Here is a 24,624-nt window from a genome sequence, read left to right as displayed (position 1 = left end):
TGTATCGAATAGTATGGGGCCGATTGTACCGTTACTGTTACGGTGATAGCGGCTACATTCTGCTTTCGGGCTTTCAGAAGCGCGGCGGGGAAGCGTTATGCTTTCGGCCTTTGAACCGTTTTTTGCGCCCCCTTTGCCCCTCTCATGACCGACCGTCGACTCAAACTCGATCACCTCATAATCAACGCCCTGACGCTTGAAGAAGGCGCGCGCTTCGTCGCCACGAAATTCGGCGTGGAGATGGCGGCGGGCGGAGCGCATCCGCTGATGCGCACGCACAACCGTCTGCTGAATCTGTGGGGCGGCGCGTATCTGGAAGTGATCGCGATCGATCCGCACGCGGCGCCCGTCGCTTCGCCGCGCCCGCGCCTGTTCGCGCTCGACGATCCGGCGATGCAGCGCCGTCTCGAAGAAAACGGCCCGCAGCTCGTGCACTGGGCCGTGCGCGTGGAGCGGCCGAAGTCGCTCGTGCGTTGGCGCGAGCAGTATCCCGAACGCATCGCGCCCGTCGCGGCCATGTCGCGCGGCGGCAATTCGTGGGGCCTGACCGTGCCGGACGACGGCGCGTTCCCCGCGTGGCAAGGCGCCGGCGACGGTGTGCTGCCGTCGCTGATCCAGTGGGACACGCCGCGCCATCCGAGCGACACGCTGCCGCAAACGGGCATCGCGCTGAAATCGCTGACGGGTTTTCATCCGGACGCGGCGGCGCTCGCCGCTCAGCTCGAATGGCTCGGCGCGTCGCATCTGATGCAGGTTCAGGCGACGGCGGGCGCGCCCGTGCTCGTCGCGCAGTTCGATCTGCCGGATGGCTCCGTGCTCACGCTCGGCGAATCGGCGGAACAGGCGCGGGCGCGCGAAGAAGACGCGCAGCAGGCGGCCAAACGCCGCCGGACGAAAAAGCCCGAGCCGCAGGAAGCACCCGATACCCCGCCCGACGCGTAAGCGCAGGCCAACCAGGAGACACCTCACGATGAAGTCCCGCGAAACCGAAGGCATGTTGCTCGGCCTGATCGGCGTCGTCATTTTCAGTCTGACGCTGCCGATGACGCGCATCGTCGTCGCGGAGGTGCATCCGCTGCTGAACGGCCTCGGACGCGCGCTCGTCGCCGCGATTCCGGCCGCCGCGCTGCTCGCCTGGCGCCGCGAAAAGCTGCCGACGTGGCCGCAGGTCAAGAGCCTGGCGATCGTCGCGCTGGGCGTCATCATCGCGTTTCCGGTGTTTTCGGCGTGGGCCATGAAAACCGTGCCCGCCTCGCACGGCGCCGTCGTCAACGGGTTGCAGCCACTGTGCGTCGCGATTTATGCGGCGTGGCTCTCGCACGAGCGGCCGTCGAAGGCGTTCTGGGCGAGCGCGATTGCGGGCAGCGCGATTGTCGTCGCGTTCGCGCTGCAGTCGGGCGGCGGCGGATTGCAGGCGGGCGACCTGCTGATGCTCGTCGCGGTCGGCATCGGCGCGCTCGGTTACGCCGAAGGCGCGCGGCTCGCGCGGCAGATGGGCGGCTGGCAGGTGATCTGCTGGGCGCTCGTGCTCTCCGCGCCGTTTCTGGTGCTGCCGGTCGGCTGGCTCGCGTGGGCGCAATTGTTCGGCAGCCATGCGACGCATCCCGAAGCGCTGTCGCTCAAGACCTGGCTCGCGTTCGGCTACGTGACGCTGTTCTCGCAGTTCATCGGCTTTTTCGCGTGGTACGCGGGACTCGCGATGGGCGGCATCGCGCGCGTCGGGCAGGTTCAGTTGCTGCAGATCTTCTTCACGATGGCGTTGTCCGCGCTGTTCTTCGGCGAGCACGTGAGCGCATCGACGTGGCTGTATGCGGCCGCCGTCATCGTGACCGTCGTGCTCGGCCGGCGCGCCGCCGTGCGTCCCGCGCCGACGCCGGCCGTGGTTGCACCGGGCGCCGCCCGCACGACGCACGCAAGATGACGCGCCCGCGCGATAATCACGGATTGCAGTTCGTCGTCAGCCCAGTTTGAAAACACGCGGCCCGCGCCGCGCGAGACATAACCCCAGAGACAACCGAGGCATTTCATGAATCAAGCCGATCTCCGCGCCACGCCGTGGCAACTCTCCGAACGCGCACGCAAGCTCACCAGTTCGGCGATTCGCGAAATCCTGAAGGTCACGGAGCGGCCCGAGGTCATTTCCTTCGCGGGCGGTCTGCCCTCGCCCGCGACGTTTCCCGTCGAGGAAATGCGCCATGCCTCGGAGCGCATCCTGCGCGACCAGCCCGCCGCGGCGCTTCAGTACAGCGCGACCGAAGGCTATCTGCCGCTGCGCGAATGGGTCGCGGCGCGCTATTCGGTGAACGGCGCGCAGATCCGTCCGACGCAGGTGCTCATCACGACCGGCTCGCAGCAGGCGCTCGATCTGCTCGGCAAGACGCTCGTCGATCCGGGCAGCCGCGTGCTCGTCGAAACGCCGACTTACCTCGGCGCGCTCCAGTCGTTCTCACTCTTCGAGCCGCACTACGTGCAGGTCCCGACCGACGAATCCGGCCTGATTCCCGAGCGGCTCGACGGCGCGCTCATCGCAAACGCGCGTCTGCTGTACGCACAGCCGAACTTCCAGAATCCGACCGGCCGCCGCCTGCCGCTCGCGCGCCGCCAGGCGCTTGCCGCGTTCGCGCAGAAGGCGTCGTTTCCTGTGATCGAGGACGATCCCTACGGCGCGCTCGACTACGCAGGCGCCCCGCTGCCGACGATGCTCTCCATGGCGCCCGATCACATCGTGCATCTCGGCTCGTTCTCGAAGGTGCTGGCGCCGGGCCTGCGCGTGGGCTACATCATCGCGCCCGAGGAACTGCACTTCAAGCTCGTGCAGGCCAAGCAGGCAACCGATCTGCACACGCCGAGCCTCACGCAGCGCATCGTGTACGAAGTCGTCAAGGACGGCTTCCTCGATCAGCACGTGCCGACCATCCGCGCGCTCTATCGCGATCAGTGTCAGGCGATGCTCGACGCGCTGGACCGCCACATGCCCGCCGGCGTCGAATGGAACCGGCCGGAAGGCGGCATGTTCGTGTGGCTGACGCTGCCGAAGCACGTCAATACGATGAAGCTGCTCGAACAATCCATCGCGCAGAATGTGGCCTTCGTGCCGGGCGGTCCGTTCTACGCCAACGACGCCGAGCACAACACGCTGCGCCTGTCCTTCGTGACGGTTCCGCCGGCGAAGATCGAGGAAGGCGTGAGCAAGCTCGGCGCGCTGATTCGCGCGAGCATCTGATTCTTCGGGGCGCCCGCCCGAACTCGGGCGCCCCTTCATCCCATTCAGTCATGAGGAGCAACCGATGGCATCCAATGTGTACGACAAGCTGAAGGCACTCGGCATCGAGCTGCCGGTCGCCGGCGCGCCCGCCGCCGCCTACGTGATGAGCGCGCAGAGCGGCAACACCGTGTATCTGTCGGGGCATATCGCGAAGAAGGACGGCAAGGTTCACACCGGCAAGCTCGGCGACAGCCTCACGACCGAAGAAGGCAAGGCCGCCGCGCGCAACGTGGCGATCGACCTGATCGCGACGCTGCATGCGCACGTCGGCGATCTGAACCGCGTGACGCGCATCGTCAAGGTGATGAGCCTCGTGAACTCGACGTTCGATTTCACCGAGCAGCACATCGTAACCAACGGCGCGTCGGAACTCATCGCGGAAGTCTTCGGCGATGCCGGCAAGCATGCGCGTTCGGCGTTCGGCGTCGCGCAGATTCCGCTTGGCGCGTGCGTCGAAATCGAGCTGATCGCGGAAGTCGCTTAATTTACGCAAGCGCGTCTTTCGCCCGCACACGAAACCCGACGCGCCCGCGCCGGGTTTTTTTATGCCTCAAAAAAACAGACCTCATTTCATGTCTTCACGCACTGTCCAGTTCAAGCAGGTCGACGTCTTCACGTCGGTTCCGTTCAAGGGCAATCCGCTCGCCGTGATCTTCGACGCCGAAGGTCTGTCGAGCGCGCGCATGCAGGAAATCGCGCGCTGGACCAATCTCTCCGAGACGGCGTTTCTGTCGCCGCCGACCGATCCGCGCGCCGACTATCGCGTGCGCATCTTTACGACGGCAGTCGAATTGCCGTTCGCGGGCCATCCGACGCTCGGCAGCGCGCACGCGCTGATCGACAGCGGCTACACGCCGAAGACGCCCGGCCGGCTCGTGCAGGAATGCGGCGTCGGGCTCGTGTCGCTTGCCGAGCGCGCCGATGGCGAGTGGGCGTTCGCCGCCCCGCCCGCGACCATCGTGCCGCTGACCGATGCGCAGAACGCGCGTCTTGCCGCATCGCTCGCACCCGCCGTAATCGATTTCAGCGCACCGCCTGCGGCCGTGAACAACGGCGCGCCGTGGCTTGTCGTGCGCGTGCAGGACGCGTCGCAATGTCTCGCGATGTCGCTGCGAGGCGAGGCGCGCGCATCGATTGCAACGCTGGTCGCGGAAACGGGCATGCATGGCATCGCCGTGTACGGGCCGCACGCGCCGGGCGGCCCTGCGACCTTCGAGCTGCGCGTGATCCTGCTGGGCGCTGAGAATATGGAAGATCCGGTTACGGGCAGCGCGAACGCCGCGCTCGCGACTTTGCTGAGCGCGCAAGGCCGGCGCCCGGGTGCGTCATACACCGTGCGGCAAGGGACTGCGCTCGGTCGCGACGGCCGCGTGAGCATCGCCTACGACGATCTCGCGGACGGCGCGCCGGTGTGGATCGGAGGCCATTCGGTAACTGTGATCGACGGCACTTTCCGCATCTGAAACAATGACCTGCGCGCGGCCGAGGCCCGCGCGTATACCCCCAAGTTCCGCCCCTTTCTTAAACCCCGAGCCTTCGCTAATATCTGAACAATCGGGGAACAGAAATATGCCGTGGTTCACAACGGCGGCGCTCGATCGTGCGAACGAGCCGCCTGCGCCGCGGCGCAAACGTATGCAGCCTAATCAATCGAACGCCCGCGCCTGCATGCACGGCGGGCCACTGTGCTGCTCGTACGACACGGCTCGCCGAACGGCCGTCGAGGCGCGCGTCGATGCAGACCGCGCCGCGGAACCCGGTCCGTACGGCCTGTTCGGCGGTCAACCACTGTGCGCCGCGCGCGGTATAGTCACTTGTTTCGGCGGAACGCCTCAGAACATGCATCGCTTCACTCACCTCGCGCAGTTCGCAGCACGCCCGGCGCTACGCGATTGCGCATTGCAGGACGCGCCATGAAGCGCATGCGCCCGCACGGCGTCAGCGGCACACTGTTTGGCGCGCCAACCGTGCGGCGCCGGCGCGCGCTGCTGGCCATTCCGGTGCTCGGTTCGTTCGTGCTGGTGCTGCTGTGGGCGGTGATCTTCGCGCGGCTGTCGGTGGAACGCGAGGCGACCACGCACGAGTCCATGGCATCCGCCGCCATTCTGTCCTCGGCGCTCGAACAGCACACCATCAAGGCGATCCATCAGGTCGACCAGATCACGCGCTTCGTCAAATACGAGTACGAGAAATCGCCGGACAATTTCGACCTGATCGCGACCGTCGAGAAAGGCGTCGTGCAGAGCGACACGCTCGTGCAGGTGTCGCTGATCGACGAATACGGCACGCTCGTCGCCAATACGTCGGATCCGCATCCGAAACCGATCGATCTCTCCGACCGCGAGCACTTCAAAGTGCACGCACATTCCAACGACGATCTCCTCTACATCAGCCGTCCGGTTCGCGGGCGCGTGTCGGGCCTGTGGACCTTGCAGATCACGCGCCGGCTCAATCACGCGGACGGCTCGTTCGCAGGCGTCGTGGTGGTGTCCGAAGACCCGGTGTATTTCACGAGCGACTTCTATAACGTCGCGTCGATTGGCCGCGAGGGCGTGATCGCCGTCGTGTCGGATAACGGCTCGGTGCTCGCGCGCAGCACCGGCGGCGGACTGTCCGAAAATGGCGCGGCCAACGGCGTTGCGCGAGGCGGCACGCGCAACGGCGCGCCCGATCGCGTGCACGGAGAATTCAGCGCGAGCGGCATCTATCCGACGTCCGAGCACGCGTCGGGCATCTATGTCGATCCGATCGATCACGTGAAGCGCATCGTCTCCTACCGGCATATCGACGGTTATCCGCTCGGCGTGCTCGTCGGCCTCTCCGAGCGCGAGGAGATGACCGACTACAACCACACGCGCAACGTCTATCTGCTGATGGCGAGCTTCATCTCGCTCGCGATGCTCGGCTTCTTCGCGGTCGCCACGGGCCTCATCGGCAAGCTGCTCGGACGCGAGCGCGAGATGACGCATCTCGTCGAATACGATCTGCTCACGGGCTTGCGCAACCGCTATTCCACGCTGCGCGCGTTGCGGCAGGACGTGGCGCAGCCGGAGAACATCGGGAGACTCGCGCTGCTGTTCATCGACCTCGACAATTTCAAGACCGTCAACGACACGCTCGGCCACAACGCGGGCGACATCGTGCTGCAGATGACGGCCTCGCGGCTCGCGGAAACCGTCGGCCACAGCGGCACGCTGTCGCGCATCGGCGGCGACGAGTTCGTGGTCGTCGTCAAGGGCGACGATGTCGAGCAACGCGCCGTCACGCTCGCCGACGATATCGCCACGATGTTCGCCACGCCCTTCGACGTGCGCGGCAGCGCGTTCGTGCTGCATGCGAGCATCGGCATCGCGCTGTTTTCGGTGTCGAACGAAAGCGAGATCGATCTGCTCAAGAAGGCCGATCTCGCGATGTACAGCGCGAAGGACGCGGGCCGCAACTGCTATCAGTTCTATTCGCCGCAGTTGTCGCATCGCGCGGATCATTTGATGAAGTGGGAGCAGCAACTGCGCGTCGCGCTGACGGAGGAACAACTGTTCCTCGTCTATCAGCCGAAGATCGACCTGACGCGCCGCTGCATCACCGGTTTCGAGGCGCTCGTGCGCTGGAATCATCCGCAGCACGGGCTCATTCCGGCCAACGAGTTCATTCCGGTGGCGGAGTCGACGGGGCTCATCGTGGCCGTCGGCGATTTCGTCATTCACACCGCTTGCATGCAGCTCGCGCAATGGCAGCGCGACGGTTACACGGGCTTGTCGCTCGCCGTGAACATCTCGGCCGTGCAGTTCTGGCGCGGCGATTTGCTGGAGACGGTCGCACGGGCGATCGAAGCGAGCGGCATTCCGTCCGACAAGCTCGAACTCGAAATCACCGAAACCGTGATGGTCGAATATCCGGAACTGGTGCAGGAGAAGATCGTCGCGTTGAAGCGGCTGGGCGTGCGCATCGCGCTGGACGATTTCGGCACGGGCTATTCGTCGCTGTCGTATCTGAACCGCTTCTCGGTCGATACGCTGAAGGTCGATCGCTCGTTCATCCAGGCCATTCCGGAAGATCGGAGCGTCTGCGTGATGGTGTCGGCGATCGTCAATCTGGCGCGCTCGCTGGGGCTGACGGTCGTCGTGGAAGGCACCGAGCGCGAGGAGCAGATCGCGTGGCTTGCGGCGCTCGGGCCGGTGGAAGCGCAAGGCTTCCTGTTTTCGCGTCCCGTTCCGGCGGACGGCGTGCAGACGCTGCTCGATCGCTTCGGCGTATGCGGCTGGCCGCGCGGACAACTGCCGCGCACGCACAAGGACGCGGGGCGGGAGTCGAGTACCGCGCTCAGCGACGAACGCGGCGGCTGATCAGAATCCGCGCGACAACACCGCCGTGCCGATCGTCACGACACCGAGCACCAGATTGATCACCACGAGCCGGCGCACCGTGCCCACTGCGCGCGCGCCGTCGGGCCAGTTCTGCGCCTGCACCGCGCGGCGAATGCGCGGAAACACCCCGAAGCGGATATGCCCGAAGATCAGCATCATCACGATGCCGAGACCGGCCATTGCATGCAGCGGCCAGGCCGCGTGACCGCCGCCGAACTGCATCAGCAGAAAGCCGCCGGTGAGCAGAATTACGAGCACCGACGCCGCGACCCAGTTGAAGAACCGCGCAAAGACCGACTCCCACAGCGGCAGACGCAATTGCGGCGCGAGATCGCCGAGTGCCGGGCGCAGGCAGAAATGCGCAAAGACCATCCCGCCGATCCATACGGCTACGCCGAGCAAATGCAGAAAGAGCGCCGCTTCGATGGCTTTGTTCATTGTGTTCCCGGGCTGACTTCGTTGACTAAAAGGTTGCGCGTTCGACTGAAGCATTGCCCATCAGTTCCGACCGCTTGCGACGAGCGCAAAAACAAACGCCTCGCCGCATGTTCGCGACGAGGCGTTCTTCCCGCTCGTTTCGTCTACGCGCTACCGTAATATCGGCAGCGCGTCACGGCCGGTTGAGGCTCACTCCGAGAAAACCGGCCGCAAATCCGTCACCTTCAACGACGAATCCGGCGCGCGGCCCTTCCTGGACCGCTTGCCCAGATGCAATTGCAACTGCGAGCCCGAGAGCTTTTCGTCGCGCACCTTGCCGCCGCGCCCGGTGCCGATCATCACGACGCCGCGCGCATCGATGGCGAGCGCCTGCCGCAAGGTTTCCTTCGGATCGAGGCCCATCAGGATGACGCCGCGGCCGCCGCCCGACAGCGTCTTCATCTCGTCCATGCCGAAGACAAGCAGACGCCCCGCGCTCGACAGACACGCGACATACGTGGCGCCCGGCACCACGGGCATCGGCGCGAGCGGCACGGCGCCTTCGTCGATGGTCATGAACGCCTTGCCCGCCTTCTGGCGGCTCACCAGATCGCCCAGCTTCGCGATGAAGCCGAAGCCGTTGCTCGACGCCAGCAGCAACTGCTGCTCTGCATTCGCCGCGAAGTAATGCAGCAGATGCGTGCCCGATTCGAGTTCGATGAGCGATGTCACCGGCACGCCGTCGCCGCGCCCGCCCGGCAACGCCGCCACCGGCACCGAATACACGCGCCCCTTGCTGCCCCACGCGATCAGTGAATCCGGCGTGCGCGCCAGGAACGCGGCATAGAGCCCGTCGCCCTGTTTGAACGTGAAGCTGGCCGGGTCGAGCCCGTGGCCCTTCAACGCGCGCACCCAGCCCTTCTGCGACACGACGACCGTCACCGGCTCATCCACAACCCGCGCCTCGAACGTCGCGCGCTTCTCCTGCTGGATGAGCGTGCGGCGATCGTCGCCGAACTGCTTCGCGTCCCCTTCGATTTCCTTGATGAGCACGCGCTTCATCGCGGCGTCGCTGTTGAGCAGCTCTTCGAGTTTGGTCTTCTCGTCGCGCAGGTCGGACAGCTCCTGCTCGATCTTGATCGCTTCCAGGCGCGCGAGTTGGCGCAGCCGGATTTCGAGGATGTCTTCCGCCTGCCGGTCGGAGAGATTGAATCGCGCGATCAGCGCCTGTTTCGGGTCGTCGGCTTCGCGAATGATGCGGATGACTTCATCGATATTCAGAAAGACGATCATCCGCCCTTCGAGAATATGGATGCGGTCGTTGACCTTGCCGAGACGATGCTGCGTGCGCCGCGTCACCGTGACGAAGCGAAAGCCGATCCACTCGTGCAGGATATCGACGATGCCTTTCTGACGCGGACGTCCATCCGCGCCGATCATCACGAGATTGATCGCCGCGTTCGATTCGAGGCTCGTATGCGCGAGCAGCGAATTGACGAACTCGGTCTGGTCGATGCGGCTCGACTTCGGCTCGAACACGAGACGTACCGGCGAATCCCGGCCGGATTCGTCGCGCACGGCGTCGAGCAGCGCGAGCATCGATTGCTTGGTCTGGATCTGCTCGGGCGTGAGCGTCTTCTTGCCGAGCTTGATCTTCGGGTTGGTGAGTTCCTCGATCTCCTCCAGCACCTTCTGGCCCGACGTGCTCGGCGGCAATTCGGTGATGACGAGTTGCCATTGCCCGCGCGCGAGATCTTCGATCTTCCAGCGCGCGCGCACTTTCAGGCTGCCGCGTCCCGTCTCGTACGCCGCCGAAATTTCCGCCTGCGACGAGATGATCTGGCCACCGCCCGGGAAGTCCGGTCCGGGCAGCTTTTCCATCAGGCCCGCGTGACCGATCTTCGGATCGCGGATCATCGCGACGGCCGCATGCGCGACTTCGCGCAGATTGTGCGACGGAATCTCGGTCGCAAGCCCCACCGCAATACCCGATGCGCCGTTCAGCAACAGGAACGGCAGGCGCGCGGGCAGTAGCTTCGGCTCTTCGAACGAGCCGTCGTAGTTCGGCATGAAATCGACCGTGCCCTGATCGATTTCATCGAGCAGCAGGCGCGCGATCGGTGTGAGGCGCGCCTCCGTGTAACGCATGGCCGCGGCGCCGTCGCCATCGCGCGAGCCGAAGTTGCCCTGACCGTCGATGAGCGGATAGCGCATCGAAAAGTCCTGCGCGAGACGCACGAGCGCGTCGTACGCGGATTGATCGCCGTGCGGGTGATATTTGCCGAGCACGTCGCCCACCACGCGCGCCGACTTCACCGGCTTCGCGTTGCTGGCGAGACCCATCTCGCTCATCGCGTAAAGAATGCGGCGCTGCACGGGCTTCTGCCCGTCGCAGACATCGGGCAGCGCGCGGCCCTTGACCACGCTCACCGCGTAGTCGAGATAAGCGCGTTCGGCGTAATCGCCGAGCGTCAGTTGTTCGCCGTCAGGTGCGGTCTGCTCGGCGAAGAGATCGTCTGTGATTCCCATCGAATGTCGATATCCGTTGTGCGTTGCTTAAGTCGAGCTCAGATGTCCGCTTCGACTTCGTTGCCCTTCTCTTCGAGCCAGCTGCGGCGCGATGCGGCTTCGCCCTTGCCCATGAGCATCGTCATGCGCGAGACGGTGAGATCGAAACCGAGATCGCCGAGACCGATAGGCAGCAGGCGGCGCGTGTCGGGGTTCATCGTCGTGTCCCAGAGCTGTTCCGCGCTCATTTCGCCCAGGCCCTTGAAGCGGCTGATGGTCCAGGCCGTTTCGCGCACGCCGTCCTTGCGCAATTTGTCGAGGATCGCTTCGAGCTCGCCTTCGTCGAGCGCGTAGAGCTTTTGCGCGGGCTTTTTGCCGCGCGCGGGCGCATCGACGCGAAACAGCGGCGGACGCGCGACGCACACGTGGCCGCGCTCGATCAGTTGCGGAAAATGCTTGAAGAAGAGCGTGAGCAGCAGAACCTGAATGTGCGCGCCGTCGACATCCGCGTCCGACAAAATGCAGATCTTGCCGTAGCGCAGATTCGAGAGATCGATCTGATCGTCGGGGCTATGCGGATCGACGCCGATCGCCACCGCGATGTCGTGCACTTCGTTGTTCGCAAAGAGCCGGTCGCGCTCGGTTTCCCACGTGTTCAGCACCTTGCCGCGCAACGGCAGGATGGCCTGGAATTCCTTGTCGCGGCCCATTTTCGCGGAGCCGCCCGCCGAGTCGCCCTCAACGAGAAACAGTTCGTTGCGGGCAATGTCAGTGGATTCGCAATCGGTCAGCTTGCCCGGCAGCACGGCCACGCCCGAACTCTTCTTCTTCTCGACTTTCTGGCCGGCGCGCGTGCGCGCCTGCGCCTGACGGATCACGAGTTCAGCGAGCTTCTTTCCGTATTCGACGTGCTGATTCAGCCACAGCTCCAGCGCCGGCCGCGTGAACGACGATACGAGCTTCACCGCGTCGCGGCTGTTGAGACGCTCCTTGATCTGCCCCTGGAACTGCGGATCGAGCACCTTCGCCGAAAGCACGAAGGACACGCGCGCGAACACGTCTTCCGCGAGCAGTTTCACGCCCTTCGGCTGCAAGTTGTGTATCTCGACGAAATTCTTGACCGCCTGAAACAGGCCGTCGCGCAAGCCGGATTCGTGCGTGCCGCCCGCGGGCGTCGGGATGAGGTTCACATACGATTCGCGCAAGAGCGGCCCTTCCTCGCTCCACGCGACGACCCACGACGCGCCCTCGCCTTCCGCGAAGGTTTCCTCGGTATTGCGCGAGCTTTCCGCGTAGCGTTCGCCCTCGAAAAGCGGAATCAGCAGGTCGCTGCCGCCCATGCCTTCGAGCAAATAGCCGCGCAGACCGTCTTCGTATTTCCAGGTCTGACGCTCGCCAGTTTTCTCGATGACGAGTGCCACTTCGACGCCCGGCAGCAGCACGGCTTTCGAGCGCAGCAGGCGCTGCAATTCGCCGAGCGGCAGATTGGCGGAATCGAAGTACTTCGGATTCGGCCACGCACGCACGCGCGTGCCGCTTTTCTTGGCGCCGCGTTCGCCCGCGCGCGTCGTGAGTTGTTCGACGACATCGCCGTTTGCGAATGCGAGTTGCGCGATCTTGTTGTCGCGCCAGACGGTCACTTCGAGGCGCGTGGCAAGCGCGTTCGTCACCGAAACGCCGACGCCGTGCAGCCCGCCCGAAAACGTATAGGCGCCGCCGGCGGCCTTGTCGAACTTGCCGCCCGCGTGCAGCCGCGTGAACACGATCTCGACGACCGGCACGCCTTCTTCCGGATGCATGCCGAAAGGAATGCCGCGCCCGTCGTCCTCGACGGACACGGAGTTATCCGTATGCAGCGTCACGACGATCTGCTTGCCGAAGCCGCCGAGCGCTTCGTCCGAAGCGTTGTCGATGACTTCCTGGATGATGTGCAGCGGATTCTCCGTGCGCGTGTACATGCCGGGCCGCTGCTTGACGGGCTCGAGGCCCTTCAGCACCTTGATCGACGCTTCGCTGTAGCCGGCGGCCTTGGCGTTCATGACCGTGCGCGTGCGTCGTTGCGTGCCTGTGGCCAATGCGCTGGATTTTTTCGTGGACATAGTTGAACGTTGATCCGGCGTCGGGTGCGTCTCGCGGAAAAATGCTACGGCGTAACACCCGAGCGCCGTCGAATGCCTGAATTCTGCTTGATGTGCGTGGCCGAAGGCGCGTCGGGCAAGGCGTTCGCCTCGACCGCCGCCCTCGGCCGCGCTGAGAGAATAGCGGTTTTCGCGCGCCGCGCCCACCTCGGGCGCTTATTTGCGCTTCGCTTCCAGTTCTTCCCAACGCTCCAGCGCGACGAGCAATTCCTCTTCGATCGCCGCGTGACGCTCCGAAAGCCGCGCGCCTTCCTTGGCGTCCTTCGCGAAGATCGAGCCGTCTTCGAGTTGCGCGCCGATGGTCTTCTGCTCTTCTTCCAGTTCGGCGATGCGCGCCGGCAGCGCCTCCAGTTCGCGCTGCTCCTTGAACGAGAGCTTGACGGTGCGCTGTGCGTTGCGGCCGGCCGCGCTGTCCTTGGGGAGATCGTCCTTCGGGGCTTCCTTCGCGCTCTGACGCACCGCTTCTTCCGCGATGCGCTCCGAACGTTCGCGCTGAATCTGCCAGTCGGAGAAGCCGCCGACATACTCGCGCCACTTGCCGCCGCCCTCCGCCGCGAACACCGAGGTCACGACGTTATCGAGAAACGCGCGGTCGTGGCTCACGAGCAACACGGTGCCGTCGTAATCCGCAAGCAGTTCTTCGAGCAGTTCGAGCGTGGGAATGTCGAGATCGTTGGTCGGTTCGTCCAGCACGAGCACGTTCGCCGGGCGCGCGAACAGACGCGCGAGCAGCAGCCGGTTGCGCTCGCCGCCCGACAGCGACTGCACGGGCGAGCGCGCACGTTCGGGCGCGAACAGGAAGTCGCCGAGATAACTCATCACGTGCTTCTTCACGCCGTTGACTTCGACCCACTCGCTGCCGGGACTGATGGTGTCGGCGAGCGACTTGTCGAGATCGAGCTGCGCGCGCATCTGATCGAAATACGCGGCCTGGATGTTGGTGCCGGTGCGCACGCGGCCTTCGTCGGGCTGCAGTTCGCCGAGAATGAGTTTCAGGAGCGTGGTCTTGCCCGCGCCGTTCGGGCCGACGAGACCGATCTTGTCGCCGCGCATGACCGTGGCCGTAAAGCGGTCGACGATCGTGCGTTCGCCGAAGCGCTTGGTGACATCGGTCAGTTCGGCGACGATCTTGCCGGACTTCTCGCCCTGCCCGACGTCGAGCTTGACGTTGCCCTGCACGTTGCGGCGCTCGGCGCGTTCGTTGCGCATTTCGACGAGCCGCGCAATGCGCCCGACGCTGCGCGTGCGCCGCGCCTCGACGCCTTTGCGAATCCACACTTCTTCCTGCGCGAGCAGCTTGTCGAACTTGGCTTGTTCAACCTGTTCGACTTCGAGCTGCTGCGCCTTGCGCGTCTGATAGGCGCTGAAATTGCCGGGATACGACAGCAACCGCCCGCGATCCAGTTCGACGATGCGTGTCGCCACGCGATCCAGAAACGCGCGATCGTGCGTGATGAACAGCAGGCCGGTTCGCAACGTGACGAGCAGGTCTTCCAGCCAGCGAATGCCTTCGAAATCGAGATGGTTGGTCGGTTCGTCGAGCAACAGCACGTCCGGCTGAACAACGAGCGCGCGCGCCAGCGCAACGCGCTTTTTCATGCCGCCGGACAGGGCGCCCGTGCGCGCGTCGCCGTCGAGGCCGATCTGCGCGAGCGTGGTTGCGACGCGCGTGCGCCAGTTCCAGGCGTCGTGCATGTCGAGCGAAGATTGCAGCGCGTTCATGCGCGCGAGCAATTCGTCGTGCTGCGCGCCCTCGGGCGTGTCCGCGAGCGCGTGCGCGACGGCGTCGTACTCGTCGAGCAGCGCGCGCGCTTCGGTGAGACCGGAGGCGACGACATCGAACACGGAAGCGTCGAGATCGAACTCGGGCTCCTGCGGCACGTACACGGTCGTGAGTTCGGCCTGACGCGTGACGAGGCCGTCGTCGGGCGCGGCGAGACCCGCGACGATCTTCAGCAGCGACGACTTGCCCGCGCCGTTGCGGCCGATCAGTCCGACGCGTTCACCCGCTTCGAGCGAGAAATCGGCGTGGTCGAGCAATGCGACGTGGCCGAACGCGAGCTGCGCGTCCGAAATGGAATAGAGCGACATGGGAGAACCGGATGAATGGCGACCGGTGGCACTGACGTGACACCTACGGAAGCTGCCATTCTACCGGTCGAGGGCGCGGTACCGTGCATCGGCCGGATGGCATAGGCCGCCGCGCACATGACGCATGACACATGACGCACGCGCGGCGGCACTGCTTCACATCACTGCTTCACGTGCACCTTGATCGTCTGGCTCATTTCCGGGCCATACGAACGATGCGCACCGTCGCCGAACTGCATCGTCAGCGTGTGATCGCCGGGCGGCAGCGGCACATCGGCTTCGGTCTGGCCCTTGCCGAAGTGCAGCGACGTGTCGTTGGCCGGAATCACCGTACCCTTCGGGAGCGCCTTGCCGTCGATCAGAAGATGATGATGCCCCGTGCCGTCGGTCATCGTGCCGGCCGGTGCGATCGACATGCCGTCGACGCCGAATTTCACGTGGACGGGGCTCGTCACGGTCGCGCCGTCCTTCGGCTGGACGAAATAGACGCGCGCCTGCGCATGCGCCGCGCCGCCGTAGGAAAGCAGGACCGCACCCGACAGCGTCGCACCCAAGAGTGTTTTTTTCAGCATCGTCTTCTCCATGTGAGGGAAACCGGTCGATGGCGCGAAAATCAGCGCCGGAAACTCGAAAAAGCATACACCGGGCGTTCTGATACACGTATCGGGACCATCCTGCGGCTCGTGCGATGCGTCGCTTGCCGGGTCATTCCGGTCCGTTTTCGCCCGTTCCTGTAAGATGCCGGGTCGCCGCGCCGCGCGTGTCCAGCGCGCGCACGCAATCCGTTTATCCTTTTCGAATCAAGAGTCTGTCGTGAGCGAAGTGATCGAATACAAAAGCTGGGTCTGCCTGATTTGCGGCTGGATCTACAACGAGGAAGACGGCCTGCCGGAAGACGGCATCGCAGCCGGCACCCGTTTCGGCGAGATCCCCGATGACTGGCGCTGTCCGCTGTGCGACGTGGGCAAGGCGGATTTCGTCGTCGTCGAATTCTGATCCGGCCGGCGCACTTTTGCGGCGCTCACTGCGCCACCGCGATCAGTTCGCGGCTCGTTTCATCCACGGGTGCGCGGCCCCAGTCTCCATACCAGTCGATTTGCGCGAATCCCGCGCGGTTCAGCAGACGCGTCAGTTCGTCGAGCGTGCGAAAGCGCAGTTCGCTCGTGGCCGACAGCGTCTCTTCGACGGCGCGCGCGCCGGGCTTCGGCATGAAGCGATAGTGCGTCGTGAACGCGACGCGCCCCGTTGTCGCCGGGTCGGGCTGCGCGTGCCGTTCCTGCCACACTTCGACCACGCACCCGTCCGGCGCTTCGATGCGTTTCATCGACTGTTCCGGCGTCCAGGCGTCCCACGCCCGCGCCGCCGGATTGCGGCTCTCGAACGCGATCCGCCCGCCCGGGCGCACGGCGCGGCGCGCGGCCACGAGCGTCGAGAGGAGCGCTTCGTCGTCGAGAAATACTTGCGCGACGTGGCCCGTCATCAGGAGCCAGTCCGCCGCGCCGACGAACGGCAGCGCGCCCGCATCGCCTTCGATCCACGTCACCTTGTCGCCCGCCGGACGCGCCCGCGCAATGCGCAGCATCTCCGGCGACGGATCGATGCCCGTCACGCGCTGTCCCCGTTGCGCCAGTTCGCATGCGAGCAAACCCGTGCCGCAGCCGAGATCGACGACATGCCCGGCCCCATCGGTCAGCGCGAGATAGAACGCCGTGTCGGCGGCGAATGGATTGAGCGTGTCGTAGAGCGCGACCAGGCGCGGATCGTGATAGGACATCAGCGGCTTTGATAGTAGAGGGCATCGCGCATCGGCTGGCTGCCGATCATGATCGGGCCGGTAAACGGCGTATCGAGATCGAGGATCACCAGCACGGCGGAGGCGATTGAAAGCGCGCCGAGCATGATCGTCACGAGCGAGAGCGCATTGCGCGGCGCGATCAGCCCGAAGCACAGAAAAATGATGAGCAGCCAGCCGACGAGAATCCGGTCGAACGGATAAGAGATGGAACCGTGCGCTTCTTCGATCAGCTTCCAGCGCAGCGCGATCAGTTGCTCGAAGCGCGCGGCGGCCTCGGTCGCGAGTTGTCGATGATAGGCGTCGGTCGGTGCGAGCATGCGCACGTCTTGCTGCGCGCGGCTCAGGAGCGCGCCGAGTGCGCTGCTCGCGAGATCGTCGCCCTTTTTCGACGGCTCGATCGCCGGATAGTAGTCGCCGGGCGGACGCGGTTCGTTCGGCCACGTGCTCGCGATCGCCGCAGCGGTGTACGAGCGCAACAGCGCGCGCGGCTGCGCGGTATCGGCGCCGTAGTCGCGCATGGCGCGGTCGAGTTCGATGATCGACGTCGCGTAGCTGCGCACGTCGTTATTGGTGGTGTCGAAGATGGTTTTTGCCGATGCGGTCAGAAGACCGAGCACGAGCGCCGCGAAAGTCACGAGCATGCCGACGAGCAACTGGACCAGTTGCACCGTTTCCCGCGCCTTGTGTTCCTCGGGCAAGAGCGGCCGGACGATCGCGCCGATGCCGGTACTGGCCAGCAGGAGAATGAAAACGACCACTGCGGATTCGATTTCCGTCATGAGCGCGCGAGCCGTGATGGCGTGACCGGAGTGGTCGCATTATCGGCGGGAAACCGCTTACGGTTCAATGCGGGACGGGAGGGGGCGAAGAGAAAAAAGGCCGCGGACTGCGGCGCGGGGATCGTGGTCCCCCCGGCAGGAATCGAACCTGCATCTAGCGCTTAGGAGGCACTCGTTCTATCCATTGAACTACGGGGAGCGGACCGCGGCTCGCCGATGCGTCGGCGAAACGAGCGCAGAGTATAGCAAACGCGCCTCGCGGCATCGGGATTCGTCGAGAAGAAAAACCCGCTTGCCCGATGCGTCCAAAAAACTGACGATTCCGGGTTTTCACCTATCAAGTTTTGCAAAAGCGTGCCGCCATCGGAGTAATGGACCATTTCCCCGATACCAAGCCGCAGGGCGCGTTTTCGGCGTTGCTGGCAGACCAAGACTTGACGCACCTCGAACTGGTGCTGCGTCGTTCATTGTCGTGCGATCTCGGCGGTCCGTTGCTGCCGCCCTCGTACTGGCGCGAGCGGCTCGCATCCATCACGCGCCGGTCGCATCTTTCGCATACGCAGATTCAGACCGTGCACCGGCTGTATCTGCATATCGACGCGTTCGAAGCCACCGCGCGCAAGCGGGACGACGAACTCAAAGAGGAACGCGAGCGCGTCCCGGTGCCGAAGACGCAGGGCGCTTGAACCACGTGCTTCGCTTAAACCACGCGCTTCAATGACGATGCCGCAGCCACCATTCGCGCAACGGATGCCGATGCGCGCGCTCGCGTGCCGCCATGCGCGCGCGATGTTCGTCGCGCCAGTCGTGCGCGAGCAGCACGATGCCGATGGCCGCCAGCCCCGCCAGGCCGACGAGCATACTCGAGATGTCGAACATGGCGCCCTCCCGTTTCACGATGCCGCCACGCTTCAATCATAGGTCACGCCCCGCGCGACTTCACTTCGCCCGGCGCGCCCGCTGCTGCTGTTGCGCGTGCGCCGCGAGCCGCACCGCCGCGTTCGCCGCGCCGTAGCCGTCGTAACCGCCGCGCCGCTCGATCACTTCGAGGAAGAAGCGCTGATCGAGCTGTTCCGTGTACGCATGGAAAAACTCGCCGCCGCGCTCGTCGCGATCGTAGAGGATGTTGTGCTCGCGCATCTGGTCGATCTGCTCGTCGGGCAGGCCGAATCGCGCGACGAGATCGTCGTAGTAATTGCCCGGAATGCGCAGGAACTTGACGCCGTCGGTCTCCAGGCGCGGAATCGCATCGAAGATATCCGGCGTGCTGAACGCGACGTGGTTCAGCCCCGAGCCGCGATACATCGAGAGCGACTCCGACACCGCCGTGTAGCGATCCACCGACGCGTTCAGCGCGATGCGCACCGAGCCGTCGCGGCTGCGCACGGCACGGCTGCGCACGAGTCCGTACGGGTCCGGCACGAGCACGGCGGCCTCGGTCTCGAAGCCGAATGCGCTGCGGAAGAACAGCACCCACGTATCGAGCGCATCGGCGGGCAGCGACAGACACACGTGATCGATGCGCGCGAGCGGCCCGACTTCGTAAGGGCCGTCGATATCGGTCAGAACGAAGTCGGACTCCCACAGCGTCGGGCCGCCGGGCGCTTCATCGACGAAATAGTCGAGGCTGCCATCAGGCGACTGCACGCCCGGCACCACGCGCTCGTTCGGGCCGACGCTGCCCGAAAACGGCTTCGACCCGTAAGCGGCGGCGCGCTCGAAGGCGAGCTTCGCGTCATCGACATGAAACGCCGACGCGCACAGCGACAAACCATGCTGCTGGAAGAACGCGCTCGCGAACGAATCGGCTTCGGCGTTGAGCACGATCGAGCCCGCGCCGTGCCGGTACAGCCGCACATCTTTCGAGCGATGTTTGCCCGCGAGCCGAAAACCGAGCCTGCCGAGCCATTGCGCGACGTGTTCGCGCGTGGCGTCGTCGACGGCGAATTCGAGGAACTGGAAGCCGATATGCTCCGGCGGCGCGGGCGGATTGAACAGCTCCGGCGGCGCCTTGTCTCCCATCCGTTCGCGCGTCTGCTCCTCCAGAAACCGCAGCGAGCGATAGCCGTCGGCGGCGGTGATCGCGGTCGGCGCGGCGCGGAAACCGTCGTTGAAAATTTCCAGCGACAGCGGGCCCTTGTAGCCCGCTTCGAGCACGCGCGCCGTGAAGCCGGCGACATCGAACGCGCCCTGCCCCGGAAAGCAGCGATAGTGACGGCTCCATTCGAGCACGTCCATTGCGAGCACGGGCGCATCGGCGATCTGCACGAACGCGATGCGCTCGCCCGGAATCGACGCGATTTCATCGACGGAATCGCGGATCGACAGCGTATGGAAGGTATCGAGCGCAAGTCCCAGGCTCGGATGATTCACCGCATCGACGAGCTTCCATGCGTGCTTGTACGAGTTCACGTAGCGGCCCCACGCGAGCGCCTCGTACGCGACGATCACGCCCGCCTCCTTCGCGGTCTTCGCGAGCACGCCGAGTTGATCGGCGATCAGGGCATCGTCGCGGATCGTGTCCGGCGACACGTTGCTGCACGCGAGGATGCGGTCCGTGCCGAGTTCGTGCATCAGCTCGAACTTGCGCTTCGCCCGCTCGACGTTCTTCGCGAGCCGCTCGGCGCTCACGCCTTCGAAATCGCGGAATGGCTGGAACAGATAGATCTCGAGGCCGAGATCCGCGCACATGCGGCGCACGTCGCCGGGCGTGCCGTCGAAGTACAGCAAGTCGTTCTCGAAGATCTCCACGCCATCGAAACCGGCCGCCTTGATGGCCTGCAGCTTCTCGGGAAGCGTGCCGCTGATGGATACCGTCGCGATGGATGTCCGGATTGAACGCAGCATCGCTGCCTCCTGATTGCAGATGCGGATGGATCGGGTGCGGTTGCTGTCAGTGTAGGACGTCCGCGCCGGGGACGGATGGAGAACACACGCAATCCATCTCATTCTGCGAGATAATAACAAACTAACTAGACCGTACAAATTAGTGAAAACACGAACCGACAAGGCTCGCGCGCACGGTCACACTGCGACGTACTCAATATCGCACTGCGGCATCGCGGTGTCAGGGTCTGTTCACATACAAAACGCGCATGCGTTGCCACGCAAAGGGCCGCTCGCAAGGAGCATGACGCCGCGAGCGGCCCTTTACGGGGCAACCCCTGACTGTGAACTTACCTTTGGGAACGTCCGAAATCGGCCGCATTGCGGCGTCACGCATCGCTTGTTCGGAGTGGCCAAACGGCCCCGACGCGCTCTTTGCACCTAGCCGATTTCGGACGTTCACATGCGCGTTTTGTATATGAACAGACCCTAATCCTCGCCGGAGCGCTCGCATGACCAACAAGACTTCGTATCTCATCGGCCTGATCGGCTCGGGTATCGGCGGGTCGCTGACGCCCGCCATGCACGAACAGGAGGGCCGCGTTCTCGGGCTCAATTACGTGTATCGCCGCATTGACCTGCAGGCGCTGCAACTCGAACCCGCGGCCCTGCCCGATCTGCTCGTCGCGGCCGAGCGCATGGGCTACGACGGCCTGAATATCACCTATCCGTGCAAACAAAGCGTGATTCCGCTGCTCGACGAGCTCGATCCCGACGCGCGCGCGCTCGGCGCGGTCAATACGGTGGTGCTGAAGGACGGCCGGCGTATCGGCTACAACACGGACTGGTCGGGCTTCGCGCGCGCGTTCGAGCGCGGTCTGCCGGGCGCGCCGCTTGCGCGCGTCGTGCAGCTCGGCGCGGGCGGCGCGGGCGCGGCCGTCGCGCATGCGGCCCTCACGATGGGCGCGCGCGAACTCACGCTATTCGATTCCGACGATGCCCGCGCGGCGTCGCTTGCCGCCGAACTCGCGGCGCGCTTTCCGGATCGCGTCGTGAAAAGCGGCGGCGATTTGCGCGCGACCTTGCAGGCGGCGAGCGGCCTGATCCACGCCACGCCGACCGGCATGGCGAAGCTGCCCGGTCTGCCGCTCCCGGCGGAGTATCTGCACCCTGAACTGTGGGTCGCGGAAATCGTTTATTTCCCGCTCGAAACGGCGCTGCTGAAAGCGGCGAAGGCGATCGGCTGCCGCACCGTCAGCGGCGGCGGCATGGCCGTGTGTCAGGCCGTCGACGCATTGCGCATCTTCACCGGCCGCGAGCCGGATGCCGAGCGCATGTTCGCGCATTTCCAAACGCTGCTCGAACGCTGATACGGCGAGCGCAATACAAAACGGCGGCCTCGAAAGAGCGCCGCCGTTTTGTCGTTTGCCCGGTGCGTTGTCGCTCGCGCGCCGTTCAGCCTTCGCGCCGCATGAACCGCAACACGGCATCGACGATCATCTCGCGATGCCGCGCCCGCAAGCGCGGACCCGACGGATCGCGCCCGAACGCCGCGCCCCATGTGTGCCGGTTCGCCACGCGATGAAAGCAGAACGAGCTGATCATCAGATGCAGGTCGATGGGATCGACGTCTTCGCGAAACTTGCCCGCCGCCACGCCGCGCGCGATGAGATCCTCGATGGTCTTCACGACCGTCGAATTGCGCGACTTGAAGGTCTTAGAGAGCTCGATGTACTTTGCCGCGTGAATGTTTTCGATGGTCACGAGGCGCACGAAATCGCGGTGCTTGTCGTGATAATCGAACGTGAAGCCGACGAATTCGCGCAGCGCTTCTTCCGGCTCCATTTCGGCGAGTTGCAGTTCCTGCTCGAGCGCGCGAATGTCGCTGTAGACCTGTTCCAGCACCGCCTCGTACAACCCTTCCTTGCTGCCGAAGTAGTAGTACAGCATGCGCTTGGTGGTGTTGGTGCGCTCCGCGATGGCATCGACGCGTGCGCCTGCGAGTCCCATCGCCGAGAACTCCTGCGTGGCGATGTCGAGAATGTTCCGCTTGGTCTCCTCCGGATCGTACTTGCGCCGCCCTTCCGTTGTGGTCGACGAGGGCGCAGTACTAGCGGCCTTGCTTCCTTTTTTCATTTTTCTGTCTGAGAACGGCATTGAAAATCGATTCTAGCACGCGCCAAATACCCAACTTTCCCGCGTCAGGCATTCAATTCACGCGCGTTCGCCTATAATTTTTTCTCCCCGCATAACAATACGAAACCATGCGCACAACGCGTTCGAACCTGCCCGTTTTCGCCGTTCTGCTCGCATGGTGCCTGAGCACCGCGGCGCAAACCGCGCTGCCGCCGGGTCATCCGCCCACGAAACAAGGCATGGCCGCGGAAGGCGTGATGACGAGCGCCAACATCGCGCGCGGCGCCGCAGACGTATGTCATCTCGATGCCGCGAAGATCGCGCGCTTCAAGGACGCGGTCCGCGCCAATTTCCCCGATGCACCCGATTTCGACGGCGAATGGAAGCTCGGACTGGCTCAGGCGCAGCCGAGCGTCGATCGCTTCGAGAAGCTCAAAACGAGCAATCCCGCGGAGTACAAGAAGCAGATCAGCGAGGCGTGTCCGGCGCTCGATCGCGGCATCGACGAAGTCACGGCGCCGCAGAACTAGCCGTCCTTGCGCTGGCCTTCACGCTGGCCCTCGCGCTGGCTTTCCTCGTAATGCGCGCGCTTTTCGGCGTACATCACGGCATCGGCGCGTTGGAGCATCGCTTCGAGCCGTTCGCCGTCGTGCGCGGTGGCCGCGCCCATCGCGAAAGATAGCGGCATGCCCGAGTAGAACTGGTTGTTCACTTCGAGCAACTGGCGAATGCTGTCCATGACCGTTTCGCCGCCGCGCTCGTCGGTGCCGGGCAACATCACCATGAACTCATCGCCACCGATACGCGCCACCTGAAACGGCTTTTCCACCGCCTTGCCAAGCACTTCGCCCGCGCGCCGCAAAAGCGCATCGCCGGCGGCGTGGCCGAGCTGATCGTTCACCGCTTTCAGACCGTTCACGTCGACCGCGATCGCCGTCACCGGGAACGGGCCCTTGCGTTCGAGGCGGTTGATTTCGTCGATATAGAACGAGCGGTTCTTGAGCTTCGTGAGCACATCATGCTTGCCGAGGAACTCCAGATACGCCTCGGCCTTCTTGCGCGCGGTGATGTCCGTCAGCGCGACGAGCACGAGATCCCAGCGCGCCTCGTGTCCCGGAAACACCGAGAACTGCAGATGCACGTGCACCTCGCTGCCTTCGAGCGAATAGTTGAGCACCTCGCGCTGATGAAACAGCTTGCCTTCCCACAGGTCGATCAACTGTTCCTGAAAGTGCTGCTGCATGTCGTCGCGGAAAATGTCGGGCAGGCGCGAGAGCAGCATCGCCTTGTCGGGCGCCGCGAACATGCGCAGGGTGTGCTGATTCACGTCGAGCACGTGAATCTCCTGCATGCAGCGTTCGACAAATTCCGGATGCACGTTCGTGAACGTGCGAAAGTCGACGATGCCGCGCTCGCGCACGTCGTCGAGCAGCGCCTTGACCGAACTGAAGTCCTCGACCCACAGCGACACCGGCGAATGCTCGAACAGCCCGCGCGCGTAAAGTTCGCTCGCGGCGGCCGTGCGCCGCACCGCTTCGAGTTCGGTGATGTCCTCGATCGTGACGAGCACGCGGCTCCACGTGTCTTCATGCCCCGGCAGGATGACCGCCTTGAGCAGCACGTCGAGGCGCTTGCCGTCGAGCGTGTAGTTGACCGTCTGGCTCACGAAACTCGGCTTGCCGGACCAGAGCTGTTCGAGTTCGTCGACGTGAGTCGTGAGCATGTCGTCGCGAAACACGCGATCCAGGTTCTGCACGAGATGATCGACGTCCTTCGCGTTGAACAGCGACAGCGTGCGCCGATTGACCTTCACGACGCGAATGCGCGTCGAGCATTCGGCCACGCGCGCCGGATTCTCGGCGAGAAACGCGCGCAGATCGGTGACGCCCGCCGCGCGCCAGCGTTCGAACTGCTCGCGAACGGCGCTGAAATCTTCAAGCCACAGCGATACGGGCGCGAGGTCGAACATGTCGGCATCGTCCGCCGGAAGGCCCGCCGGCGTGAATTGCCCGGCGGCGCGGCGCGGGTCGTTTGGCATGGTCATCCTTTCGGCTCGCGCCGGCTCACGGTTCACCCCTGGATTCATCTCATTATTGTAGCGCGACATATTTGAGGGGCCGAATCGCCGTTCGATGGAAATGCTCAGGCGCGGGTTGCGCGCTCGATCTATCGGGGGCAGATGCTAAACTCGACGACGCATATACCTGCCGTGTCGGACGCCGCTCGGGCACGTTTGCTGCACCCGATTCACAAGCCGGCCGCCGCGCGCACGAGCCGCCACGGCCCGCATTCATATTCACTGCAA

21 protein-coding genes and 1 tRNA gene are annotated in these 24,624 nt (G+C 64.6%); 10 read left to right on the top strand and 12 right to left on the bottom strand.

Annotation, left to right across the window (positions count from 1 at the left end; all coding sequences use genetic code 11):
• Positions 1 to 144 precede the first annotated feature (144 nt).
• The 6 genes from BRPE64_RS04285 to BRPE64_RS04255 all read left to right on the top strand — a co-directional run bounded on the left by BRPE64_RS04285 (position 145) and on the right by BRPE64_RS04255 (position 7,608).
• Positions 145 to 942 (top strand): VOC family protein, encoded by a 798-nt coding sequence (locus BRPE64_RS04285; RefSeq protein ID WP_016344790.1) that lies wholly within the window; start codon positions 145 to 147, stop codon positions 940 to 942.
• A 28-nt stretch (positions 943 to 970) separates the two neighbouring features.
• Entirely contained in the window at positions 971 to 1,921 is a 951-nt protein-coding gene (locus BRPE64_RS04280) for a DMT family transporter (RefSeq protein WP_016344789.1), read from the top strand.
• A gap of 105 nt (positions 1,922 to 2,026) precedes the next feature.
• Positions 2,027 to 3,223, top strand: a complete 1,197-nt coding sequence (locus BRPE64_RS04275) for an aminotransferase-like domain-containing protein (protein ID WP_016344788.1) — start codon at positions 2,027 to 2,029, stop codon at positions 3,221 to 3,223.
• A gap of 64 nt (positions 3,224 to 3,287) precedes the next feature.
• Entirely contained in the window at positions 3,288 to 3,749 is a 462-nt protein-coding gene (locus tag BRPE64_RS04270) for a RidA family protein (protein WP_016344787.1), read from the top strand.
• Between the two features lie 88 nt (positions 3,750 to 3,837).
• Positions 3,838 to 4,728, top strand: coding sequence for a PhzF family phenazine biosynthesis protein (locus tag BRPE64_RS04265; protein ID WP_016344786.1), 891 nt, complete (start codon positions 3,838 to 3,840; stop codon positions 4,726 to 4,728).
• Between the two features lie 450 nt (positions 4,729 to 5,178).
• Complete coding sequence (locus BRPE64_RS04255; protein ID WP_016344784.1) at positions 5,179 to 7,608, top strand: bifunctional diguanylate cyclase/phosphodiesterase; 2,430 nt, start codon at positions 5,179 to 5,181, stop codon at positions 7,606 to 7,608.
• Here BRPE64_RS04255 and BRPE64_RS04250 read toward each other — a convergent pair whose 3' ends face one another.
• The 5 genes from BRPE64_RS04250 to BRPE64_RS04230 all read right to left on the bottom strand — a co-directional run bounded on the left by BRPE64_RS04250 (position 7,609) and on the right by BRPE64_RS04230 (position 15,355).
• Positions 7,609 to 8,067, bottom strand: a complete 459-nt coding sequence (locus BRPE64_RS04250; protein ID WP_016344783.1) for a CopD family protein — start codon at positions 8,065 to 8,067, stop codon at positions 7,609 to 7,611.
• A gap of 189 nt (positions 8,068 to 8,256) precedes the next feature.
• On the bottom strand, positions 8,257 to 10,575 hold the full coding sequence (parC, locus tag BRPE64_RS04245) for a DNA topoisomerase IV subunit A (protein ID WP_016344782.1): 2,319 nt from the start codon (positions 10,573 to 10,575) through the stop codon (positions 8,257 to 8,259).
• A 38-nt stretch (positions 10,576 to 10,613) separates the two neighbouring features.
• Entirely contained in the window at positions 10,614 to 12,593 is a 1,980-nt protein-coding gene (locus BRPE64_RS04240) for a DNA topoisomerase IV subunit B (RefSeq protein ID WP_044041944.1), read from the bottom strand.
• A 255-nt stretch (positions 12,594 to 12,848) separates the two neighbouring features.
• Positions 12,849 to 14,783: an ATP-binding cassette domain-containing protein gene (locus BRPE64_RS04235; RefSeq protein ID WP_016344780.1), complete on the bottom strand. Its 1,935-nt coding sequence runs from the start codon at positions 14,781 to 14,783 to the stop codon at positions 12,849 to 12,851.
• A 161-nt stretch (positions 14,784 to 14,944) separates the two neighbouring features.
• Entirely contained in the window at positions 14,945 to 15,355 is a 411-nt protein-coding gene (locus BRPE64_RS04230) for a DUF4399 domain-containing protein (RefSeq protein ID WP_044041943.1), read from the bottom strand.
• Between the two features lie 241 nt (positions 15,356 to 15,596).
• Here BRPE64_RS04230 and BRPE64_RS04225 point away from each other — a divergent pair, with 241 nt between their 5' ends.
• Complete coding sequence (locus tag BRPE64_RS04225; protein WP_016344778.1) at positions 15,597 to 15,779, top strand: rubredoxin; 183 nt, start codon at positions 15,597 to 15,599, stop codon at positions 15,777 to 15,779.
• A gap of 25 nt (positions 15,780 to 15,804) precedes the next feature.
• On the opposite strand, the gene BRPE64_RS04220 is transcribed toward BRPE64_RS04225, so the two are convergent.
• The 3 genes from BRPE64_RS04220 to BRPE64_RS04210 form a co-directional block, all read right to left on the bottom strand.
• On the bottom strand, positions 15,805 to 16,557 hold the full coding sequence (locus BRPE64_RS04220; RefSeq protein ID WP_016344777.1) for a class I SAM-dependent methyltransferase: 753 nt from the start codon (positions 16,555 to 16,557) through the stop codon (positions 15,805 to 15,807).
• Positions 16,557 to 17,357 carry a bestrophin-like domain gene (locus tag BRPE64_RS04215; protein WP_016344776.1) on the bottom strand — a complete coding sequence of 267 codons (801 nt, stop codon included), beginning with the start codon at positions 17,355 to 17,357 and terminating at the stop codon, positions 16,557 to 16,559. Before BRPE64_RS04215 ends, BRPE64_RS04220 begins: the two co-directional genes overlap by 1 nt.
• Positions 17,358 to 17,481: 124 nt before the next feature.
• Positions 17,482 to 17,556: transfer RNA gene (locus BRPE64_RS04210), tRNA-Arg, on the bottom strand.
• A gap of 172 nt (positions 17,557 to 17,728) precedes the next feature.
• Here BRPE64_RS04210 and BRPE64_RS04205 point away from each other — a divergent pair.
• Positions 17,729 to 18,043, top strand: coding sequence for a hypothetical protein (locus BRPE64_RS04205; protein WP_016344775.1), 315 nt, complete (start codon positions 17,729 to 17,731; stop codon positions 18,041 to 18,043).
• A 28-nt stretch (positions 18,044 to 18,071) separates the two neighbouring features.
• On the opposite strand, the gene BRPE64_RS33150 is transcribed toward BRPE64_RS04205, so the two are convergent.
• Positions 18,072 to 18,236, bottom strand: coding sequence for a hypothetical protein (locus BRPE64_RS33150; protein WP_160167917.1), 165 nt, complete (start codon positions 18,234 to 18,236; stop codon positions 18,072 to 18,074).
• 60 nt (positions 18,237 to 18,296) lie between these two features.
• On the bottom strand, positions 18,297 to 20,192 hold the full coding sequence (locus tag BRPE64_RS04200; RefSeq protein ID WP_044041941.1) for a bifunctional sugar phosphate isomerase/epimerase/4-hydroxyphenylpyruvate dioxygenase family protein: 1,896 nt from the start codon (positions 20,190 to 20,192) through the stop codon (positions 18,297 to 18,299).
• A gap of 503 nt (positions 20,193 to 20,695) precedes the next feature.
• Here BRPE64_RS04200 and BRPE64_RS04195 point away from each other — a divergent pair.
• Positions 20,696 to 21,553, top strand: coding sequence for a shikimate dehydrogenase (locus tag BRPE64_RS04195; RefSeq protein ID WP_016344772.1), 858 nt, complete (start codon positions 20,696 to 20,698; stop codon positions 21,551 to 21,553).
• 85 nt (positions 21,554 to 21,638) lie between these two features.
• On the opposite strand, the gene BRPE64_RS04190 is transcribed toward BRPE64_RS04195, so the two are convergent.
• On the bottom strand, positions 21,639 to 22,340 hold the full coding sequence (locus BRPE64_RS04190) for a TetR family transcriptional regulator (protein ID WP_016344771.1): 702 nt from the start codon (positions 22,338 to 22,340) through the stop codon (positions 21,639 to 21,641).
• 107 nt (positions 22,341 to 22,447) lie between these two features.
• On the opposite strand from BRPE64_RS04190, the gene BRPE64_RS04185 reads away from it, so the two are divergent.
• Positions 22,448 to 22,849 carry a hypothetical protein gene (locus tag BRPE64_RS04185; RefSeq protein ID WP_016344770.1) on the top strand — a complete coding sequence of 134 codons (402 nt, stop codon included), beginning with the start codon at positions 22,448 to 22,450 and terminating at the stop codon, positions 22,847 to 22,849.
• Here the strand turns inward: BRPE64_RS04185 and BRPE64_RS04180 are convergent.
• On the bottom strand, positions 22,846 to 24,357 hold the full coding sequence (locus BRPE64_RS04180; protein ID WP_044041939.1) for a sensor domain-containing diguanylate cyclase: 1,512 nt from the start codon (positions 24,355 to 24,357) through the stop codon (positions 22,846 to 22,848). The two genes, BRPE64_RS04185 and BRPE64_RS04180, sit on opposite strands and share 4 nt — an antisense overlap.
• Positions 24,358 to 24,624 lie beyond the last annotated feature (267 nt).

Origin of the sequence: Caballeronia insecticola (assembly GCF_000402035.1) — a bacterium.
Taxonomy (GTDB): Bacteria; Pseudomonadota; Gammaproteobacteria; order Burkholderiales; family Burkholderiaceae; genus Caballeronia; species Caballeronia insecticola.
Note: the sequence above shows the minus strand (reverse complement) of the source record. Positions and strands in the feature narration are given on the sequence as shown.

Excerpts from the sequence above, each read along its gene's own strand:
- BRPE64_RS04195 (WP_016344772.1), top strand. The coding sequence starts at position 20,696 with ATGACCAACAAGACTTCGTATCTCATCGGCCTGATCGGCTCGGGTATC.
- BRPE64_RS04205 (WP_016344775.1), top strand. The coding sequence starts at position 17,729 with ATGGACCATTTCCCCGATACCAAGCCGCAGGGCGCGTTTTCGGCGTTG.
- BRPE64_RS04220 (WP_016344777.1), bottom strand. The coding sequence starts at position 16,557 with ATGTCCTATCACGATCCGCGCCTGGTCGCGCTCTACGACACGCTCAAT.
- BRPE64_RS04275 (WP_016344788.1), top strand. The coding sequence starts at position 2,027 with ATGAATCAAGCCGATCTCCGCGCCACGCCGTGGCAACTCTCCGAACGC.
- BRPE64_RS04255 (WP_016344784.1), top strand. The coding sequence starts at position 5,179 with ATGAAGCGCATGCGCCCGCACGGCGTCAGCGGCACACTGTTTGGCGCG.
- BRPE64_RS04280 (WP_016344789.1), top strand. The coding sequence starts at position 971 with ATGAAGTCCCGCGAAACCGAAGGCATGTTGCTCGGCCTGATCGGCGTC.
- BRPE64_RS33150 (WP_160167917.1), bottom strand. The coding sequence starts at position 18,236 with ATGTTCGACATCTCGAGTATGCTCGTCGGCCTGGCGGGGCTGGCGGCC.
- BRPE64_RS04215 (WP_016344776.1), bottom strand. The coding sequence starts at position 17,357 with ATGACGGAAATCGAATCCGCAGTGGTCGTTTTCATTCTCCTGCTGGCC.
- BRPE64_RS04180 (WP_044041939.1), bottom strand. The coding sequence starts at position 24,357 with ATGCCAAACGACCCGCGCCGCGCCGCCGGGCAATTCACGCCGGCGGGC.
- BRPE64_RS04265 (WP_016344786.1), top strand. The coding sequence starts at position 3,838 with ATGTCTTCACGCACTGTCCAGTTCAAGCAGGTCGACGTCTTCACGTCG.
- BRPE64_RS04190 (WP_016344771.1), bottom strand. The coding sequence starts at position 22,340 with ATGCCGTTCTCAGACAGAAAAATGAAAAAAGGAAGCAAGGCCGCTAGT.
- BRPE64_RS04235 (WP_016344780.1), bottom strand. The coding sequence starts at position 14,783 with ATGTCGCTCTATTCCATTTCGGACGCGCAGCTCGCGTTCGGCCACGTC.
- BRPE64_RS04270 (WP_016344787.1), top strand. The coding sequence starts at position 3,288 with ATGGCATCCAATGTGTACGACAAGCTGAAGGCACTCGGCATCGAGCTG.
- BRPE64_RS04250 (WP_016344783.1), bottom strand. The coding sequence starts at position 8,067 with ATGAACAAAGCCATCGAAGCGGCGCTCTTTCTGCATTTGCTCGGCGTA.
- BRPE64_RS04240 (WP_044041944.1), bottom strand. The coding sequence starts at position 12,593 with ATGAACGCCAAGGCCGCCGGCTACAGCGAAGCGTCGATCAAGGTGCTG.
- BRPE64_RS04230 (WP_044041943.1), bottom strand. The coding sequence starts at position 15,355 with ATGCTGAAAAAAACACTCTTGGGTGCGACGCTGTCGGGTGCGGTCCTG.
- parC (WP_016344782.1), bottom strand. The coding sequence starts at position 10,575 with ATGGGAATCACAGACGATCTCTTCGCCGAGCAGACCGCACCTGACGGC.
- BRPE64_RS04185 (WP_016344770.1), top strand. The coding sequence starts at position 22,448 with ATGCGCACAACGCGTTCGAACCTGCCCGTTTTCGCCGTTCTGCTCGCA.
- BRPE64_RS04285 (WP_016344790.1), top strand. The coding sequence starts at position 145 with ATGACCGACCGTCGACTCAAACTCGATCACCTCATAATCAACGCCCTG.